The sequence below is a fragment of the Streptomyces sp. NPDC005811 genome (assembly GCF_040630405.1).
Lineage (GTDB): Bacteria > Actinomycetota > Actinomycetes > Streptomycetales > Streptomycetaceae > Streptomyces.
Genome location: NZ_JBEXXK010000092.1, coordinates 12,592 through 29,946, shown reverse-complemented (window position 1 = coordinate 29,946; position 17,355 = coordinate 12,592). Strand labels below are relative to the sequence as shown.

Genomic DNA, 17,355 nt, shown 5'->3' with positions numbered 1-17,355 from the left:
GTTCACGCCGGCCCGCGTCATCATGCAGGACTTCACCGGTGTGCCCTGTGTCGTCGACCTCGCCACCATGCGTGAGGCCGTCGCGGCCCGCGGCTGGGGCGGTCGCTGCGCTCCCGCTGGCCCTCGCGATGCGAGGGCGGATCCCTCCGCTGCGCTCCAGGATCCGGTAGGGCCGGCCGCTGCGCGCCTGGCGGGCAGCGCGGGGCGCGGCCGTGGCTGACGTGGTGTCAGGTGCGGCTAGTGGGGCCTCCAGTTGGAGAGTTGGGGAGTCCTGCGGACTCCGGCGGGTCCGCTGCGCTCCCCCGCCTGACGGTCCTTCCGGCTGCGCCTCCAGAACCTTGGGGCCCGCTGACGCGGGCCGGGCTGGCTACTGGGGTGGGGGTCGCTCGTTCGTGTGGGTTCCAGTGTAGTGGGTGCATCAGGTTGATGCAGCATGTAGCGTTGGCGGAAACATGGGACACCTCCCAACCACCCGGACGGGACGCGCTTTCGAGAATGCGTCAGGCAGGGTGTTGAGGTCCACCAATTCACGCGAGGAATCACGATTTAGGAAGCTGCCGACCTCAGCCGAAGAACAGAACCTCGGATAATAGAAAGGGCTGAATTCCGGCGTGCGGAGGTACCGGAGCCGAACGGCGCCTCGGGCCAGGCGGCGGAACCGAGTTCCGGTCCAAGCAACGCCTTGCTGCTGCTTTTCCCGTCACGGCCGGCACCACCGGAGACTCACAGCCGTTGGTGCCGCCTATGGCCACGACGGTGCCCGGTCCGCGGCTTACTGCACAACATCAGATGGGGGCAGAGCTTGTGTTTCCGCTGGTCAGGAGGTTGTGGGTGGGCTACTTGTGACTACTGAGGACGGACACAGGCCCCCTTGTATGTCCCTCCTGGGTAGACACATCGACCGTGAAATGTCGGAAGCCCTGACGTGGGGGCGCGTGGAAGGTCAGCAATGCCGACCTCTTGGTAGACGGAAGGTCAGCAATGCTGACCTTCCGAGCCGGAAGTCGAGCCATCGGTGCCACACCCTCATGGATGCCCCGGCGAGCAGGAGTTCGTGCAGGAGATGTGTCACCCCTGGGGGGACACAAGACTCGCCAGAAGTCAGAAATGCCGACCTGGAGGTCAGAACTACTGACCTTCTGCTACGTTGCTGCACGCCCGGGATCTTGGAACTTTGGAGAGCTGCTCGTGTCCGAGTCACAGCGCCGCCGCCGTCCTGCCAGGCCCGCGCCGAATCCCGGGCTGGAGCCGGACGATCCGCTGAGGGCCTTCGGCGAGCGGCTCCGGAAGATCGATGGTCTGGACGACCTGGCGCGGTCGTACCCGGGCAGGGAGATCACGGTCGGCCGCCAGCGGCAGCAGCTGGAGTTCTTCTCGGACCCCGATCGCCCCAACGCCTTCGCGATGGTGGCGCTGGAGTTCTTCCTGGTGATCGCCCAGTACTACCGCGAGGCGCTGCCGTTGAGGCTGATCCTGCTGCTGATCGCCGGGCAGAGGGCCGGCGGGCGTATCCCGCTCACCCAGGACGACATGGCGGAGATCCTGGACGTGCCGCGCCAGAAGGTGAACCTGGCGATGAAGGAGATCATGAGCCACGGCATCGTGATCAAGCGTGGGCGCGGGGCGTACCAGTTCAACCCTCCGTACTCCTACGTCGCGGCCGAACTGGTCCGGCTGTCCGACGGGAGCACCGAGTATGTTCAGGTCGACCAGGCCGACGCCCTGGCGGAGCTGAGGGCCGCGAAGCTGCCGGACCTCGTCAGATTCCCCTCGCTGCAGCACATGCGCGAGGGGATCGACGAGTTCCGCAAGGAGCGGGCACAGAAGCGCCAGGAGCGCCGGGAGCGGTTCGAGGCCAGGACGACGCACAAGGAGGGCGAGCGGTGAGCGGCAGGGGCATGTTGTTCGCGCCGGTCAATGCGGAGGGCGTCGTCGCGGCCCTGGACCTGCCGGGGCCGGCCTACCGCGTCCTGCTGACCCTGCGGTCGCGCAGCGAGCCCGGCGGGCGCGTGGAGATGGGCCAGCTCCAGATCGCCGCCCTGCTCGGGCTGAGCCGCCCCAGCGTCACCTCCGGCCTGCGCGAACTGATACTCGCCCGACTGGTGAAGAAGCAACGCAACGGCGTCTACCGCCTCAACGAGATGCTCGCCTCGTACGAGACGCCGGCCGACGCACGAGCCGCCATCGACGCCATGGACCCCGCGGACCGGCTGGACGACCCGCACTTCGTCGCCCGCTACCACCAGGCCGGCCAGGACTACCGCGACCAGCTCGCCCGCGACCGCCGCAAGAAGCTGCACGTGGCCTGACCCCGGTCCGGCCGGCACCACGGCGCTGCACCCGATCCACGGTGCAGCGCCGCTGTCTTCGCGGCCGCCGGGCGGGAGGACAGCCTGCTGCACGGTCGGCGGGCTGTGCAGCAGAATCAGCAACCGGGAGCAGCGGGCAAACCGTTCCGTTGCAGCAGAGCAGCACGCACGATGCCGTTGCGCGACGGCCGGCAGTCCCGTTGCAGCGCGTGGGCAGCGACTCACCTGAACCCGTTGCTGCCCGACCGAGGCCGGCCTGCTGCCCGTGCAGCGCCCTTGTGCCGAACGGGTCGTGCGACTACTGCGCCACAGCCCCCGACCCCGAGCAGCAACCGCTCTTGCACCCTTCACCACCAGGAGCAGCAGCCGGTTGTACAACGCCGCTGCACGGTGCAGGCCCGGAAGGGTGCAACAGCACGGCGACGTGCAGCGAGCAGCAACGGCGGACTCCACCAGGAGCACCGCAGCCCTGCCCGGACGGGGCCGGCCGACGACGGATCTTGCACCCCAATAGTGGTTAGTACAGATAGGGCTTCTGACGCGGGTTGTAGATCCTTCCCCCTGAGAGCACAGCTCGGTCCGGGAGCAGCCGAAGAGTCACGCGACAAAACGGCGGTGGCGAGATGACCGTGGAGCCCGCTCCAAGGCGATCAGGGGCGCCTCCGCCCCACCGAAGCGCTGTACGGCGCTGTGAGCGCCCCTGACGGTCTTGATCGTCGCTCGGAGCCCTGAGAGCCTCAGAGCGCCCCAGACGGCCGTACGGGCCCGGGAAGGATCATGCATGCCGAACGCTGGCGGGCCGTCGCCAGAGGCCCGGGCAGATGATCGGATCACCCGCCGCGAGCACCGCTCTCAGGGGGAAGGATCTACAACCCGCACCAGAAGCCCTATCTGTACTAACCACTACTGGGGTGCAAGATCGGCGTCACGCCATGGCCCCATGCCTTCGGCGATCGTCTCGCAGTAGCCCAGGGCTGACGCCGCCTGCATGAGGTCGCCCTCGGCCGCGGCCCGGCACGCCAGCCACATCATCGTCAGCATGCTGTGCTCACCGTCCCCGTCCTCACCGTCCCCGTCCTCATCAGCGTCTTGCTCCAGGCGCTCGCGTAGCACGCGGTCGGCCTGGTCCAGGACGTCGGACCAGACACCGCCGTACGCGGCCGGGTCGACGCCCGTCAGGGCCGTCAGCCACAGATCCGCGTGCGACTGGAGCACCTGCTCGGCCACCCGGAAATCCAGGACCGTCCCGCACGACACCTTGTGCTGGTACGCGTGGGTCCGGGTGGCCGGCCACCCGGGCAGCCCCTCGGAGTGCGCCGGGCACAGGAACGCGACCCAGGCCGTGCCGGGCCCGTCGCCCGCCGCCGGACCTTCCCGGAGGACCGTCGGCTTCGCCTTGCACTGCACGACGGTGCGCAGCGCGGTGAGCTGACGGTCGGCGGAGAGCTGCTGGACGAGGGAGGACACGCGGGCTCCTTCGGCGGCTAGACCTCGATGTAGGCGACGACCACGACGGTCCGCAGGGCGGTGACCCAGTACAGGAGGCGTACACGCTCGACTTCGTCGGCGTACTGGCGCAGCTGCGGGCCGGAGGCCTCGCCGGGGATCGGCTCACCGATGTCGGGGGCGACGGAGATGACGACCAGGGCGCGATCCAGAGCGTGGATCTCCGCCTCGCTGGTGATCTGCTCCAGCTGCTTGGCGGCGGAGTCGGAGAACGCGATCCGGGCACGGCGCGGGCCGTGCTGCGGGGCCATCAGGCGACGGCCGGACGCTGGCGAGCGAGCCGGGCGAGGTGGGCCTCGCGCAGCTCCTCCCACGGCGTGCAGTCCTCCACCGAGGGCAGCCCGTTGGCCGCGATGTCCTCCAGGACGGCGGCGAGCTGGTCGGCGCTCTCGCGGGTCTTGGCCGCGTACGCGCGCAGCCCGTCGGCGGCGTCGGGCTCCAGCTGCTGCCGGGCGTGGTCGGCGGGGGCCGGCTGTTCGCTCATCGAGGGCTCCAGGGGCAGAACTGGCGTCTGCTCCAACGGTATCGGCCGCCCCGGGCACTGGGGACCACTCCGGGGCGAACCAGCTTGTACGAGGGCGCAGGACTCAGGCGGACCCAGCTCCCGGCGCGTTCCGAGTCCACCTGAAATGACACCGGTCCCAGGAACCCAGGTTCCGGGCCCCGCGCCGGGTTCACGTGGGTCTGCCCGCGCGATGATGCAGATCAGCTGAGGAGTGACACACCTAGTTGGGCCCACCTGGGGAAATGGGGGGCGATGCCACAGGTGGGCAGAATGTTCACTCAGCGGTCCCGCATAGGGGCGTGCTAGCGGCCGGTCACGGGTGGAGAAGAGGCGTCCACGCTCACGACGATGGTTTGCCACGCATTGTGGGCAAGCTGGGCAGCGGGCTCATGTGTCTTGAGATGCTCTTGGATGTCGCTGACGTACACCGGCTGCGGTTTCCCGTCGGCGGTGGTGGTCCACAGCGGGTGGATCTCAACAGCGGCCAGGTTGGCCACCAGATCCTTGTCCTCCCACATCGTGTTCAAGGCGTATGCCAGGTTCCAGAGCAGATGACGGGTGGAGTCGGGGGAGAAGTTCAGGTTCGGCCGCAGGTAGGTGGCGCCGTGCCCGGCAAAGTTCCGCAACTCGACATAGTCCTGTGGGCGGTGTGGCAGAGATACGGCCGGGTCGCCGTGATCTCTGAGGTACCTCGCGCCCCGATGAAGTGCCTTGCTAGGGCCGACATATTGGGGGTCATCCTCAGCCATGCGAGCTCCAGTCACGAGTCGACCGAGCAACTCGGTGGCGTCCAGGGCGAGGAAGAGAGCTCCGAGGTGGTACCTGCTTTCGAAGCTGAGGCCCGACGCTTGCATCAACTCCCGCATCACACCGCAGACGTAGGACGCCTTGGCTACGTAGGGCTCCAGTCCTGTGGCATCTGCGACGTTGTCCCACTGATCGACTTCGTGCGGGAGTGGGACGGCCCCGGAACGCTTGGTGAGCAGAGAGCGGTAATCCATGCCCTGCATGCTTCGACTGCTCAGTGCAGAACGCAACGCCGTATTCGGGTTCGCGCCCGTGTCTTCCAGGCGGCCAGCGGACGGCACGGGCTGGGCGTGTGCCCCCTGGCTCGACGATCGCCATCCGGGATTGCGACAGTGTCTCTAGCTGCTGCTCTTGACCATCCCTCTTTCTGACGCTCCGTTGGGCGGGTGTAGAACACCGGTATGCCTCAACACGACCAGCCGCAGTACGAGCGAATGACCGCTGGTGAGATCAGCGACTACATCAACACCGAGCGTTCCTGGACCGAGCCGGACGCTTACGGGTGGGTGGACGCCATCGCTGCGGTGAAGACCGCCGCCGAGAACCGCCGCCGTGCCGAACGGGACGACGATTCTTGGGTCGCGGCTCGATCCGTGGAAGATGTCTTGGGCGTTGTGGAGTTCCTCCGCGACCGCGACCCCGAGACACTGTGGACCGCTGACGAGTTCACCGCGATCGCTACCGGCTCGACGACCATCACCGGCACGCTTGCCGACGTCGTTGTCGCCTACTCGCACTGGCGCGACGGTGCTGCATGACCTCCCGGAGACGAATCTGGCGGCCCGGGCGGGGGCCCGCCCGCCGATGACGCAGATCAGCTGAACAGTGACACAGGTGAGCGTGTCCTCCTGGGGAAACAGGGGTGTGATGACACAGATCGGCTCACTGTTCAGGCGGCTGCGCACCTCTGCCGAGAGGGTGGACTGGCATCACTCCTGCGCGGAGGCGGTCAACTCCATCATCGCCTGGGCGTAGGTTGCGCCGTCGATCTCCTCGTTGTCGTACTGCCGCATCAGCTCGTCGATCTTGGCCTGGAGTTCTGCCCGGTCCATCGGTATCTCCCAACATGTCAGTGCTGCACGGTGGGGACAGTAGCGCGACGCAGACCACACGGACGGCTCTTTCCCCCAGGTCGGCTACGGTCCGCACCCTCGCCCGGAAACGCTGTCACGCTGCGCGGGGAAAGCCCCGGAAACGGCCCTCGGGCCCGGGATTCCGGGGCGGGAGGGCAGTGTGACACCCGGATCAGGGAGGTGCGTGACAGCAGCGTGGCCCTTCGGCGTGACGCTTCGAAATCACCCTCGGTGATGACGGCGGAAGGCGGGGCCCTTGCCCCTCACAGGCTCACAGGTTGTCCGCCCGGAACGCGTCTGCCTGAGGAAACGAGGTTCCGGACTCACAGGCAAACAGGCTGAACAGAGCGATTCGGTCGTCTGGCGTCCAGGGATGTCACAGGTTCCGCCCGGCGACCTGTGAGCCTGTGAGGTCGCGGAGCGTGAGGCCGAAGCGCGCCGGAGCAAACCGCGGCCAGTGCGCTACGGCCGGACGCGGGCGAGGAACACGGCGAGGGCGCCGACGGCTTCGGGTTCGGTGGTGGCGAGCCGGGCCGCGAACGCCAGCTGGTCGACGTCGACGCCAGGGACCAGGCGGGCGAGTTCGGCGAGCAGCGCGGCGTGCGCGAGGACCGGCGGGGTGAGAAGGCCGGCGGCGGCCTCGCGGGCGGCCGGGTCGCGGTAGTGCCCGAGGTGCGCGGCCAGGGCGTGGGCGAGCCAGGCGTCGACGTCGGCTTGGACGTACCCGCCGACTCGCCGGGTGAGATTGTCGCGGGCGGCTTCGTCCCCGGTACGGGGCTCGGTCTGCTCCAGCGTGCCGAGCTCGCGCAGCGCCTGGAGCTCGTCGGCGCGGGCCGCGATCCGCGCGGCCTCGCGCAGCTCGGCTTCCCGGACGGCGGCGGCCGCGGCTTCGGCGGTGAGCTCGGTCCGGACGACGTCGTCGACATCCGGGTCGTAGACGGTGCCCGGTGCCGCGTCGGCGAGCAGCTGCGCGATGCGCTCCCACTCGGCAAGCTCCGCCGGGCCGCGGACGTCGTCCGCCAGGTCCTCGCGCCGGGAGTCCTGCCGTGCGTGGAACCGGGCGTCCTCGAGGGCCGCCGCGACGGCGCCGGCGTCCATCCCCTTCGCCCGCCGCCGTACGACGCGGCGGCCGATGCGGGCCGGGTCGACCGGCTCCCGGGGCGCGGCGACACGCGGGGCGAGCGAACGGTGCGCAGAGCGCCGGGGCGGCCAGGGCGTGGTCATCATCGGCCTCGTATTCGTGGTGCGGATTCGAAAGCGGGCCGCCGTCAGAGCGCTGTACGACGACCCGCCGGATTGTTTTATAGCAGGCCCGGAATTCGACCGCGTCAGAACATGAAGGCGATGGCCTGAACATGCGTGAAATCTGCGCGCAGTCCATCGGCACGGGTGCCCCATTCCGTGAAATACGACTCGGTTATGGCCTCCGCGACGATCGGATGCAGATCCTCCTCCGTCGCTCCGGCCTCCTGTAGATCCAGGATCTGCCGCGCGTAGGTGGGCGAGATCGGGGTGGTGATGGTGCGTTCGCGGCCGTCGTCGGAGCTGCCCGAGGCCGTGAATCCGAAGTACGCGGTCACCTCCACCATCATCCCGCCGGACGTGGACGCCTGTTCGCGCGCTCGCGCCCTGACCTGCGGTTGCCACTCGGATTCCGTCTCCTCCACCAGGGCCGCCTGGAGGCGCTTCTGAGGGGTCTTCAGCGTCCCGGCGCGGTAGCGCTCCACCGTCCGGCGCGAGACGCCCAGGCGCTCCGCCAGGGCCTTGGTCGACCCCTTCGCCCGCGTGAGGAGGAATTTCACCTGAGCCTTCGCGGATTTCGGCGCGGGCCGGGTGAACACCTTGCGCTCCGCCCGGGTGAGAGCGTCCAGGACCTTGCCGCCGCGCGCGGCCGGCTGCTGCGATTCGTGCTGATCATCCATGAGGACACCCTCGGGCAGGTCCCCTGTGGACAGAATCCGGGCGCGCGGCCCCGGTGTCGGACCGGCGACGCCGTCGGCGGTTCGAACTACTGTTGGGGCCGTGACGACCTACCACTATCCCGACTTCTCTGGGGGACGTGAGGGTGTGGTAGTGCCGTGTGCCTCGGATTTGTGCAGCTCAGCCACTTGTTGTCGAACTCTAGCTAGTGCAACAGCTGTGGTGCTATCGCTGGTTGGAGGTGTCACTGATGGCAGCACAGCGTGCAGTACACGCCTAGGGTGACTCAGAGGGGCGACATGTCTACCTGCGGTGAAAAGAAGTCCCCGCCCGGTCAGGCCCGTCACCTGATCGCGAAGCGGCTTACGTGCAGCGGGACTGCTCGTACTCGCCGGGGGCATAACGAACGCCGGGGACGAAGAAGCTCACTGATCGGCACGTGAGGCCCCTCGGTCAGAACAATCTGTCGCAAGATCGTTCCTACCAGGGGCCTTACGCCTGCCCGGACTTGGGGATACCGCGGTTCACGCGACGTGCCTCGGAAACACGGACAGTGATCGACGGTTACTGGGAACAGCTCAGTCATATCCGTTGAATTTCCGTCAGGAACCCTAATCAGGCCACCAGCACCTCCACCGAGGCCTCGTCGAGGTAGGCGTTGTCCGGTCCCAGCGGGTCGGTGGTGTCGAACCAGCGCCGGGTCAGTGACAGGTCGAGCCGATAGACCCCGCTGGCGAGTGACGTCGCCGGCAGGACCAGGGTGTGCAGGGCCGGCGCGTCCTGCAGCACGGTGGCCGTCTCTGGGATCCACTCCGTGCTCGTCGGCACCTGCCAGGCGATGATGCGGAGTGCGCCGTTCAGGACGACGAACACGTCCTGCAGCAGCGCGCGGTCGGCCGGGGTGAGCGCGGGCGCCTTGAACCTGGCCGTGGCGCCGGTGGCGAGCTCGACGACGGTCAGGAACTTGCCGTCCAGCGAGGCGCGGTAGACGGACTTGCGCGCGCCGGGACCGTCCAGGATGCCGAACGAGCGGGTCGGGATCACCAACCGACGCGCGCCCGTAGCCCAGCCCGCGGGGCGTTGCGGGCCGGTCGGCGGGATCTGCAGCGCGGCCTCGATCAGCGGGCCCAGCCGCGCCTTGTCGGCGGCGGTGAGCGCCTCGTGCACCTCACGGCGCAGCAGCCGCAGCGTGATCTCCTCGGTGAAGTCCATCGGCTCGGGTGACTCGAGCAGCAGCCACCGGTCGGTGCCGCCGGACATCAGGGTGATGTGCAGCCGGTCGCTGTCCTCGCGCAGCGGCACGGCGAGGGCGGCGGCCGCGTTGGCGAAGCATCGTTCGCGGTCGGCCGCGGGGGCGGTCGGTGTCATTGCGGCGGCGGCCGCGCCGGTGATCCGGGCGAGCAGCGTCGCGAGCGGTTCGGCGGCGCTGCCCGCGTGGTGCCGTTCGACGCCGGCGCAGCTGGCCACGTGCTCGGCGAAGCCTTCGTACCGGCTGGTGCGGAACGGCCGGCGGTACATGTCGACGCCGTGCACGCGGAGCGAGGTGACCCGGGCGTGGGACGAGGTGAGTACGCACGAACCGGTGCCCCGGTTGCCGCGGGGGAAGTCGAGCACGGCGTCCCCGCACCGCGCCCGGATGACGTCGGCGAACACATCGACGGTCAGCGCGCTGCTCTGACCGGCCGCGGCCAGGGGGACGCTGCCGAGCACGGTCCCGGCGCCGTTGCGGACCACCAGGGAGACGGAGTCGTCCATCGCGCGGACGACAGCCGCGTGCACGGCGTCCGCGACGGGTCCGCCGGCCAGCACCATGACGCCGATCGCGCCGCCCTGGTCGATCGATCCTTGCAGCTCCACCCGGTAGAGATCCCAGGTCGTCTCGCCGAACGCGCCGGTGCTGGCACCGGCCGCCGCGAGCGCGCCGCCGGTGACCTGCCACGAGCCGGACACCGCGGTGAACGCGGTCAGATCGGAGTCCTCGAACACCGTCCGCTCTACCACCGGGCTGCCGGCGAGCCGCATCACCGCGACGTAGGACGCGCCCGGCTCCCACAGTGACCGGCCAGTTGGGTCGAACGGCTCGACGCCGACCCGTGGCAGCTGCTCGACGTCCTGCACGGGGCAGGTGCCCGACGATGCCTCGGCGAGCCGCAGGTAGCGCAGCACCGCGGCGTCCTTCGACACGGCCGGCACGTAGTCGTGCCGGGAGGGCTGCACGAACGGATCGGCCTCGCCCCGGTGGGTGAGGAACCAGTCCGCTGACGTACGCGACGTCTTGCCCACGTGCGCCTGCGGGTTCGCGTCGAAGGCGGACTCGACCGCGATCGCCACCGGGAGCCGCAGCGCCGCCTCGGTCACGCCGGACCCGGGACCGAAGATACTCAGTGCCTCGGACAGCACCAGATGCACTGACTCCTCGCCGTAGGTCAGGCCGCGACCGCCCGGGGCCCGGCTGACCACGTGCGGCTCGAGCTCGAGGCCCGGCTCGGGTGCGGCGTTCAGCCCGGGCGGTCCGGCCGTGGTGAAGGCGACCTTCTCGGTGACGGTGCTGGACTCCCACTCGGTCACCGAGTGCTTGATCGCGACCTCGGTGGTGAGGGCGATCTCGTACTCGTGGCGGGCCAGGAAGGTGACCGTCGGCGGGGTGCCACCGCCGCTCTCGCGCGAGCAGATGTCGCTCTCCCGCTCGAACCGGTCGCGGTCGGCCACGGTGATGCACTCGACGGCGTCGAGCAGGACGGTACCGGGCGTGACCGGCGCCTGTGGGCCCTCCTCCTTGATCGTCTCGACCGCCAGGAACACGGTCGCGAACGGCGCGCCCGGGTCGATCGCGAACTCCTGGAATGCGAGCGCACCGGTGGTGACCTGCTGCCGGTCCACCTCCCGTCCGTCGCGGTCCAGCGTGACCAGCGCCAGCCGTACCCTGTCCTTGCTGGTCACCGCGACCCGGATGATCGCCGCCGCAAGATCCTCGGACGCCGACGCGGTGAAGATGGTGCCGGTGGCGGCGAACGAGCCGACCCGGCCCGCGGTCGATCCGGCCGCGGTGGGCAGAACCACCGCGCAGGGGGCGCCGTGCATCCGGACCGGTGCCGTCGTGCCGCGATCCTCGTACCGGAAATCCCGGGTGAATCCGGCCGGGAGCGGACCGCGCGGCTCCGGGTCGAAGTCGAACCGCGCGACGTCGGGCCGGCGCACCTGACAGCACGGGTAGTTCGGGTTGTCGTCGAGGATCTCGGCATCGGCGATCGGGACGTTCACGCCGACCGTGAACGGCGTACGCCCGTTGAGCAGCAGCCGCTTCGGCGCGACCTTGCCGCCCACCCGGGTGTCCTGAGCCCACGTCCAACGGAAGTTGCGGGCCGACGCCGACGAGTTCAGATCTTCCACGGTCTGCCATGCGCCGCCCGACAACGGTCGCCGCCGCATGATCAGCCGGGTCAGGGTGTAGCGGGTGGTCAGCGCGAGTGAGCCGTCCCCCGACACCTGCAGGCCGAGATCGGGATTGGTCGCCCCGATCCCGAGGGCGTCGACAAGCATCACCGAGAAGTCGACCTCGATCGTCGCGTCCAGCGGGACCGGCGCGGCGCTGCCCTGCCAGGTGCCCGTTGCCCCGGCGAGATCGTCGACCGACGCGAGCGCGGTCGGCTCGCCACCGGCCCGGCCGTCGGCGCGCTGCACGCGGGCCGGGCTCGAACCGGTGAGGGCCTGCGAGCCGGCCTGGGTCAGCGGACTCGTGGTCACGCCGCGCGCCGACGGGACCAGGGTGCCGCGGGTGACCTCGATCGAGTACGAGACGTCCGGCAGGAACCACGGCGTCTCGAAGCGGAAGGTCACCCGGAACACGAAGTAGTTCGGCACGTGCGCGAGCCACTCGGCGAGCAGCGCAATGCTGATGCCGAACCGGATGAACCCGAAGAGCACGATGGCCATGCCGGCGTCGAACCGGATCCTCGCGACGAAGTCGTTCGTCCCGGTCAGCATGTAGGTGAGGATGATCTCCAGCGCACCCCAGCCCTGGAACTCCATCACCCCGATCGACCCGACGACCTTGAGCGAGATGGTCAGGCCGCCGCCGATGTGCTCGTTCTCCTGCCACTCCACACAGAAGCCGGCGCGCATCGTCAGCGCGAACACCTCGGACAGATTGATCAGCAGCTTGCCGCCGATCCACGTGTCCGGGTCGGCGAGCCGCCCGAACGCGACGAGGCCGGGCTTGTTGCCGAAGGTGATGGTCCCGCCGAGCCGCAGGTTCAACTTCTTCGGGAGGTTCTTGACGATCTTGTCGATCGTGATGTCCAGCTGGATCATCAGCACGAAGGCGTCGTGGCGGAAGTCGTACTCGAACACACCGACCGCGATCGGTGTCTCGGCGCCGAACATCTGGAGTTCGATCACGATGATCAGTCCGGACACGGACGGCGAGTCGAACCCCGCGCCGAACGCCCTGATCTTGATGAGCGAGCCTGCGCCGGTGATCGACACACCGGCGCCGAGCCCGAACGCCCAGCTGTCCTTGGTCGGCGTCCACGAGCTGTCCAGGTCCCGGGTCTCCGGCAGCGCCGTCGGCCGGGCGCGTTTGAGCCAGGAGTAGTACTTCAACTCGCCGGCCTGACGATCGCCCGCGTCAATCTTGGGCATCAGCCCGTGGGCGAAAAGGACCTCGATCCCGGTCAGCTGGACCGCGCCCCCCATCGGGATCGCGCCGAAGAACGCCAGCAGGAACAGGAAGAACTTGTCGCCCGGGCCGCCCGGCGGGGTCCGGGTTCCCCAGTACAGGTCGAGGGTCAGGCCCCACTCGTTGTCACCGCAGTAGACGATGATCCCACCGCCGAGTGCCTTTTCCTGCAGCCGCGTGCCGTTCGGCCCGGTGTCGTCGCGATACATGCCGTGCGCGCTGATCTCGACGACGTTCTTGACCTTGATCTCCAGGCCGATGCCGCCGAGCTGGAACACCGGAGCGTCCGGATTGCCGGCGAAGCGGCCGCGCAGCCGGGTGAACCACGCCCGGCCCTCGAACGTGCCAATGCCGAGGCGGATCCCGCCGGAGAACGACATGTAGATGGCGCCGTGTTCGGAGGCCAGCCCCATCTCGTGCATCTCGAGCACGAACGTCGCCAGGTGCAGCTCCGCGCCGTGCGGCATGACCATGTTGCCGGTCGGCTTGCCGCGGTCCCATCCGACGTCGACCAGTGCCGCCTCGAACAGGCCTCCGCCCTCGGGGGTCGCTGTCACCGCGCCGGCCGCCCCGGCGCCGGGACCGGGCTTCTCCTTGATCACGATCGTGACGAGGAACTGGATCGCGGCGCCCGGGCTCGGCGAGCGGCGCATCAGCTCCTGCAACGAGACGCCGGTCTTGACCCCGGTGATGTCGACCGTGAGCTTCCACAGGTCGAGGTGCAGGATCGGGATGTGCGACCCGGCTGGCGTGTGCTCGAAGCCGATTCGCAGCACGTCGCCGTCGACGAGGCCCACGCTCAGCTCGAAGTCGCCCGGGGCCGCCTGGCCGCTGTCGGGCCAGGCCAGACCGCCCTCCAGGGTCAGGCCGGTCCACCAGTCCGCTTCCTGCTCGGGTGTGATGAAGAACAGCTGACTGAGGAAGAGGTGGCGGCCCGTCGTGCCCAGCGGCACCACGATCGGTGCGTCGGTGAAGCTGAGGTAGTGGTCGAGCGTCTCGCCGGGTTGCAGCGACCGGCGTACGCCGAGCGTGCCGTGCTGCGGCAGCGGCGGCCACAGCACGCTCGGAACGACCAGGTCCTCCAGGACCACTGCGGCTTGCTCGCTGAGATGGATCCGCTGCTGCAGGTCGCGCAGCACGGTTCCGGGCTCGTCGAAGTCGAGCTCGATCCCGCCGAAGCCGAGCGAGCCGCCGCGGAACGCGAACATGCCTTGGTCGAGGTCGCGGCGGAGCCAGTCGACCTGATCCCGCGCCTGCGCGATCGAGGAGATCAGCGTGATCTCGTGGACCGCGATCGCCGGCGCACCGAAGATCGAGCACGGTCCGACCGAGATCGGCAGGTGCGGTTCGAGGTGGATCATCTGGCCGGCGTCGAGCAGGAACGAGAATTCCCGGCTGATCACCGAGTCGCCGGCGCCGGTCGAGAGCTGGACGCCCGCGTCGGCCCCCTGTTTGGCCGGGTCGGGGTGGGCGCCGAGCAGGTCGGACGGCACCGCGACCTCGAGCGGCAGCACGTCGATCTGCACGGTCGAGCCCCCGGCCAGGCCGATCGAGACGCGGAAGGCGGAGGTCCAGTCGGCCTTCGGCACGAACGTGAAGCCGAGCGACGGGAACAGGTGACTGACCAGGCGGGTACGCGTCGGCGGCGTTCCGGCCACCAGCGACAGGGTGCCGGTGAGGGTGACCGTGCCGTCCGGCCCGATCTCGGTGACCACGTCGTCGACCTCGATCGCCTCGGTGGCCTGGGCGGCCAGCCCGGCGCCGGTCGTGCTCGGCGGGAACGAGGTGTCGATCTCCGAGACCGGCCACGCGATGGCGGCGAACAGCTCATTGAGTCTCACGGCGCCTCCAGCCGGCTGCTCGGGTCGATGAACGTGGCGAACAGGTCGTCCGACTGCGCCCCGGCGATTTCGACGCCCATCGTTGCGATGAAGGTGGCGTCCCAGAGCAGGCTCTGCAGGGCCGTGGTCTTGTCGGTGAGCTCGGCCGAGAGGGCCAACTCCGTCGCGTATGGCTGGGCCTCGAAGGTGGTGAACCGGCTGCCGACGGTGAACTTGCGGTCGAAGAGCGCAAGCCCCGCGGTCGGGTTCCGGAGCGCGACCGCGGCGTACTCCGGGGCCAGTCCCAGGTGTTCGGCCCAGAGCGCGATGCGCAGGTCCCGGATCCAGTTGTCGCCGTCGGCGACCTGCTCGCGCATCGCGAAGACGTTGCACTCGCCGTCGGAGTAGTAACCGCGCCGGTTGGAGTTGGCCGAGCCGATGGCGGCGAAGGCGTCGTCGACGAGAAGCATCTTCGCGTGGACGTAGATCGAAGGGAACGAGCCGCAGGAAACGGCGGCGCGTATCTTGTGCTCGGCCCGCGGGGTGCCCGAGGCGGCATCGAACAGCCGGGTGTCCTCCCAGCGCTCGACGTTGAGCCGGACACTTGTCGGGCTGGTGAAGCCGGCAACCCGGTGGGTTGCACGCATCACCTCGTCGTCGACGGTGAGCCAGAACGGTGTCGCCGGAACCCGTTCGGGCGGCGCAACCTCGATCACGTTGGCACCGGCGGGCAGCGGCGCGGCCAGCCAGAGCCGGCCGGACGACGACTCCCGCGAGGTCGACGTGTGCGAGAACTTGCGGCGCAGGATGCCTACCTTGACCCGGTCTCCCCAGGCCGCGCGCAGGTCGTCGATGAGCGCCTGCCGCCGGGGCATCCCGAACGGCTGGTCCGGGCTTGCCGGGATCGCGATGATCAGCGGACCGGACACGTGCGCGGCGGCCGCCACGAGCGCGTCGGCGAATGCGGGCGGTGGGGTCAGGTACTGGTCCTCGAGGTAGAGGTACCGCCGGGCCCGGCCGATCGCCGCCAGCATCGTCTCCAGGATCGTGCTCTCCCCGGCCGGGGCATAGGGCAGTCCCCGGCCCGAACCGGCGAGCGGGCGGTAGTACGTGCGCGCCACCTGCACCACATCGGACCCGTCAGTGGGCAGGCCGTCGAGCGCGCCCGGCGCCTCCAGCCGCAGCGCCGTGCCGGCGACATGCTGCCAGCGCTCGGCGAACGTCTTCACCAGCTCGGCCGTGGCCGGGCCGTCGACCCGGGCGTGCACGTCGTGGAACGGCGATCGGGAGCCGTGTCCCGGGGTCTGCAGCCGGTCGGCATTGAGGTCGATCCCGCCGCAGTAGGCGTGCACGCCCTCGTCGGTGCGGACCACCTGGATCTTCTGGTGGAACACACTGAACTTCCGGGTGGCGCCGAGCACGGCCGAGGCAAGCGCGCCCGTAGTCACCGCCCGCGGGTTGTCGCCCACCTCGGCGTCCACCGGATCGAGATGGGCCTCGACCCCGGCGATCGCGCCGAGCGCCTGGATCGCGCCCTTGTTGAGCTCGAACAGCTTCTCGAGCAGCCCCTCCGGGTCGGTCGAGCCGTAGAACACCAGCCCGGCCAGGAACTCGGCGTGCAGCAGGAAACTGATCTTGTTGAGCGTGTCGTCCGGCTGCAAGGCGGCCGCAACTAGCCCCGCCTGGGCCAGCAGGATCGCCGTGACCTGGGCGGCCGTCTGCACGTCACGCACCCAGCCAGGATTGAGCTGGAGTATCTCCAAGGCGAGGAACCGAGCCTCGCCACCAGCCGCGGCCATGTCGGTGGCCACGTCGACCACCCGTCGCCGCGTTCCGGCCGCTGCCGGGCCGAGCACCACGTCGTGCTGCAGCGAGTAACCGGTCACGTAGAAGGAGCCCTCCGCCCCTGCGGTCACGGCCCGGTTGACCTGAGCGAACAGGTCGGCGTAGGTCGCCACCCCGTCGACGAACGGCAGCACGGTGTTACCTCGCGTGAACCGGCTCAGTGCGGCCGACTGCTGCGGCGACAACCAGTCCTCCACCGATGCGACGCTGATCGTGGAGGTTGCTGCGGTGACTGGGACACGACCGTCCGGGTGAGCCGCGCCATCGGCGCTCGCGATCGGCGAAGCCCCGGCCGACACGTCGAGCGTGGCGCCGGTGAGCCCGGCCCTGGTCATGCCGAGCGCCGCCACTGCGTCGCCGAGGTGGGCCGCGGTCAAGGTCACGGGCGCGCCGCCAACTACGGCGATCGAGCGGCCGGTGGCCGGGCTCCCGCCCGGTTCGAGCACCCGCAGCGGTGCCGCCAGCCCCGCCATCGTCGCCACGAACGCCTGCCACGTCGGTGTGCCGAAGGTGGTCAGGCCTTCGGCGTCGAACGCCGCCGCCAGATAGCGCAGCACCGAGAGGGTGTCCATGCCGGGAGCGGCGGGCACGAGCGCGAACAGGCGCAGCTGCGTCACCGTGACCGGGTTGCCGGCCAGCATGACCGGGTCCTGTCCCATCACCCCCTGCGGGTCACCCTGCTCGGCGGAGGCGTCGGTGGCATCGGTGAAGCGCAGCGCGACGACCGGGTTGCCCAGCGGCAGCCGAGTGCGCAGGGTGCCGAACTGTAGGACGTCCGCCGCGCTACCCCACAGCCAGTGCACTGTGCTGCCGCTGGTCTGCGCGTGCCACCAGCGGCCGGAACCCGGGAACCGCAGCGTGGTCGCGAACCCGTTGCCGAGAAGCGCCGGGT

At 69.5% G+C, this 17,355-nt stretch carries 12 protein-coding genes; 3 read left to right on the top strand and 9 right to left on the bottom strand.

Annotated features, from left to right (window positions below; all coding sequences use genetic code 11):
• Positions 1-1,188 precede the first annotated feature (1,188 nt).
• Together ABZ490_RS49820 and ABZ490_RS49815 are read left to right on the top strand one after the other, a co-directional pair.
• Entirely contained in the window at positions 1,189-1,887 is a 699-nt protein-coding gene (locus tag ABZ490_RS49820) for a hypothetical protein (protein WP_359006890.1), read from the top strand.
• Entirely contained in the window at positions 1,884-2,309 is a 426-nt protein-coding gene (locus tag ABZ490_RS49815; protein ID WP_359006887.1) for a MarR family transcriptional regulator, read from the top strand. Before ABZ490_RS49820 ends, ABZ490_RS49815 begins: the two co-directional genes overlap by 4 nt.
• A 903-nt stretch (positions 2,310-3,212) precedes the next feature.
• Here the strand turns inward: ABZ490_RS49815 and ABZ490_RS49810 are convergent.
• The 4 genes from ABZ490_RS49810 to ABZ490_RS49795 all read right to left on the bottom strand — a co-directional run bounded on the left by ABZ490_RS49810 (position 3,213) and on the right by ABZ490_RS49795 (position 5,330).
• The gene (locus ABZ490_RS49810; RefSeq protein ID WP_359006884.1) at positions 3,213-3,776 is read right to left on the bottom strand and encodes a hypothetical protein; all 564 of its coding nucleotides are present in this window, start codon (positions 3,774-3,776) and stop codon (positions 3,213-3,215) included.
• A gap of 17 nt (positions 3,777-3,793) precedes the next feature.
• The gene (locus ABZ490_RS49805) at positions 3,794-4,066 is read right to left on the bottom strand and encodes a hypothetical protein (protein ID WP_359006881.1); all 273 of its coding nucleotides are present in this window, start codon (positions 4,064-4,066) and stop codon (positions 3,794-3,796) included.
• Positions 4,066-4,299 carry a hypothetical protein gene (locus ABZ490_RS49800; RefSeq protein WP_359006879.1) on the bottom strand — a complete coding sequence of 78 codons (234 nt, stop codon included), beginning with the start codon at positions 4,297-4,299 and terminating at the stop codon, positions 4,066-4,068. Before ABZ490_RS49800 ends, ABZ490_RS49805 begins: the two co-directional genes overlap by 1 nt.
• Positions 4,300-4,622: 323 nt before the next feature.
• Positions 4,623-5,330, bottom strand: a complete 708-nt coding sequence (locus tag ABZ490_RS49795; protein WP_359006876.1) for a hypothetical protein — start codon at positions 5,328-5,330, stop codon at positions 4,623-4,625.
• A gap of 198 nt (positions 5,331-5,528) precedes the next feature.
• Between ABZ490_RS49795 and ABZ490_RS49790 the strand changes: the two genes are divergently transcribed.
• Positions 5,529-5,885: a hypothetical protein gene (locus ABZ490_RS49790; RefSeq protein ID WP_359006873.1), complete on the top strand. Its 357-nt coding sequence runs from the start codon at positions 5,529-5,531 to the stop codon at positions 5,883-5,885.
• A gap of 171 nt (positions 5,886-6,056) precedes the next feature.
• Here the strand turns inward: ABZ490_RS49790 and ABZ490_RS49785 are convergent, their stop codons facing one another.
• The 5 genes from ABZ490_RS49785 to ABZ490_RS49765 all read right to left on the bottom strand — a co-directional run bounded on the left by ABZ490_RS49785 (position 6,057) and on the right by ABZ490_RS49765 (position 17,266).
• Entirely contained in the window at positions 6,057-6,179 is a 123-nt protein-coding gene (locus ABZ490_RS49785) for a hypothetical protein (RefSeq protein WP_256786219.1), read from the bottom strand.
• 483 nt (positions 6,180-6,662) lie between these two features.
• On the bottom strand, positions 6,663-7,424 hold the full coding sequence (locus ABZ490_RS49780) for a hypothetical protein (RefSeq protein ID WP_359006870.1): 762 nt from the start codon (positions 7,422-7,424) through the stop codon (positions 6,663-6,665).
• Positions 7,425-7,528: 104 nt separating this feature from the next.
• Positions 7,529-8,122, bottom strand: coding sequence for a terminal protein (locus tag ABZ490_RS49775; protein ID WP_359006867.1), 594 nt, complete (start codon positions 8,120-8,122; stop codon positions 7,529-7,531).
• A gap of 613 nt (positions 8,123-8,735) precedes the next feature.
• Complete coding sequence (locus tag ABZ490_RS49770) at positions 8,736-14,639, bottom strand: hypothetical protein (RefSeq protein ID WP_359006864.1); 5,904 nt, start codon at positions 14,637-14,639, stop codon at positions 8,736-8,738.
• Positions 14,636-17,266, bottom strand: a complete 2,631-nt coding sequence (locus tag ABZ490_RS49765; protein WP_359006862.1) for a phospholipase D-like domain-containing protein — start codon at positions 17,264-17,266, stop codon at positions 14,636-14,638. Before ABZ490_RS49765 ends, ABZ490_RS49770 begins: the two co-directional genes overlap by 4 nt.
• Positions 17,267-17,355 lie beyond the last annotated feature (89 nt).